The following is a 1,676-nucleotide window of genomic DNA, read 5'->3' as shown; positions in this document are numbered from 1 at the left end:
GGCCGGGCGCCCCCCCCCCCCCGCCCCCCGCCCGGGGGGGGGGGGCGCCCCCGGGGGGGCCCCCCCCGGGGGGGGGGGGGGGGTGGGGGCCCCCCCCCGACGCCGAGGTGACCGGCGAGCTCGCCGTCTGCGCCGGGTCGTGCGGGCCGGGCAACCTGCACCTCATCAACGGCCTCTACGACGCGAACCGCTCCAGGCTGCCGGTGCTCGCCATCGCGTCGCACATCCCGAGCGCGCAGATCGGCACGCAGTTCTTCCAGGAGACCCACCCGGACCGCATCTTCAACGAGGCGTCCGTGTTCTCGGAGCTGATCTCGTCCCCGGCCCAGCTGCCGCGCGTCACGCGGTCCGCCATCCAGCACGCGCTCGCCGCGCCGGGCGTCGCGGTGCTCACCCTGCCGGGCGACGTCGCCGACGAGCGCGTGCCCGACGACGACGCCCCGATCCTCGTGCCCGGCGCCTGCCCGGCGCGCGTCGTGCCGAACACCGCCGACGTCGAGGCCCTCGCCGACGCGATCAACCAGGCCAAGAAGGTCACGCTGTTCGTCGGCGCCGGCGCGCGCGACGCCCGCGACGCCGTCCTGGAGCTCGCCGACCTGGCGGCCGCGCCCGTCGGCCACTCGCTGCGCGGCAAGGAGATCATCCAGTACGAGAACCCCCACGACGTCGGCATGTCCGGCCTGCTCGGCTACGGCTCCTGCCACGAGGCGATGCACTCGGCGGACCTGCTGGTGATGGTGGGCACCGACTTCCCGTACGACTCGTTCCTGCCCGCCGACGTCCGCACCGCGCAGATCGACGTCGACGCCTCCCACCTGGGCCGCCGCACCCGCCTCGACCTGCCGGTGCACGGCGACGTCGGCGAGACCCTGAAGCTGCTCAACCCGCTGATCAAGCGCAAGAAGGACCGCAAGTTCCTGCGCTCGATGGTCGACAAGCACGCCGGGCTCATGACCAAGGTCGTCGGCGCGTACACGCGCAACGTGGAGAAGCACACGCCCATCCACCCCGAGTACGCAGCCGTGCAGCTCGACGAGACGGCGGCCGACGACGCCGTGTTCACCGTCGACACCGGCATGAACAACGTGTGGGCGGCCCGCTACCTCACGCCCAACGGGAAGCGGCGCGTCATCGGGTCGTTCATCCACGGGTCGATGGCGAACGCCCTGCCGCACGCCATCGGCGCCGCGTTCGCGGAGCCCGGCCGGCAGGTGGTGGCGCTCGCCGGCGACGGCGGCCTGTCCATGCTGCTGGGCGAGCTCATCACCGTGCGCACCTACGACCTGCCGGTGAAGGTCGTCGTCTTCAACAACGCGACGCTCGGCATGGTGAAGCTGGAGATGCTGGTCGAGGGGCTGCCGTCGTACGGCACCGACTCCCCGCCCGTGGACTACCGCAACATCGGCCTCGCCGTCGGGATCCCGTCCGTCCGGGTCGAGCGGCCGAAGGACCTGCGCCGCGCCCTCCGGGACGGGCTGGACCGCAAGGGCCCGGCGCTCATCGAGGTCGTCACCGACCCGAACGCGCTGTCCATCCCGCCGTCCATCACGTCGGGGCAGATCCGCGGGTTCGCCACGGCGATGACGAAGCAGGTCTTCGGCGGCGGCATGGGCGAGGTCATGTCCATGGCGCGCTCCAACCTGCGGAACCTGCCTCGGTAGCGGCGGTGCCGGCAC

The 1,676-nt window shown here is 73.2% G+C and carries 1 protein-coding gene; it reads left to right on the top strand.

Going from position 1 to position 1,676, the window contains the following annotated elements:
- The first annotated feature begins 107 nt into the window (after positions 1 to 107).
- On the top strand, positions 108 to 1,661 hold the full coding sequence (locus tag ACFWEK_RS21455; protein WP_430555356.1) for a thiamine pyrophosphate-dependent enzyme: 1,554 nt from the start codon (positions 108 to 110) through the stop codon (positions 1,659 to 1,661).
- Positions 1,662 to 1,676 lie beyond the last annotated feature (15 nt).

The sequence above is a fragment of the Isoptericola sp. NPDC060257 genome (genome assembly GCF_042726645.1).
Taxonomy (GTDB): Bacteria; Actinomycetota; Actinomycetes; order Actinomycetales; family Cellulomonadaceae; genus Isoptericola; species Isoptericola nanjingensis.
Note: the sequence above shows the minus strand (reverse complement) of the source record. Positions and strands in the feature narration are given on the sequence as shown.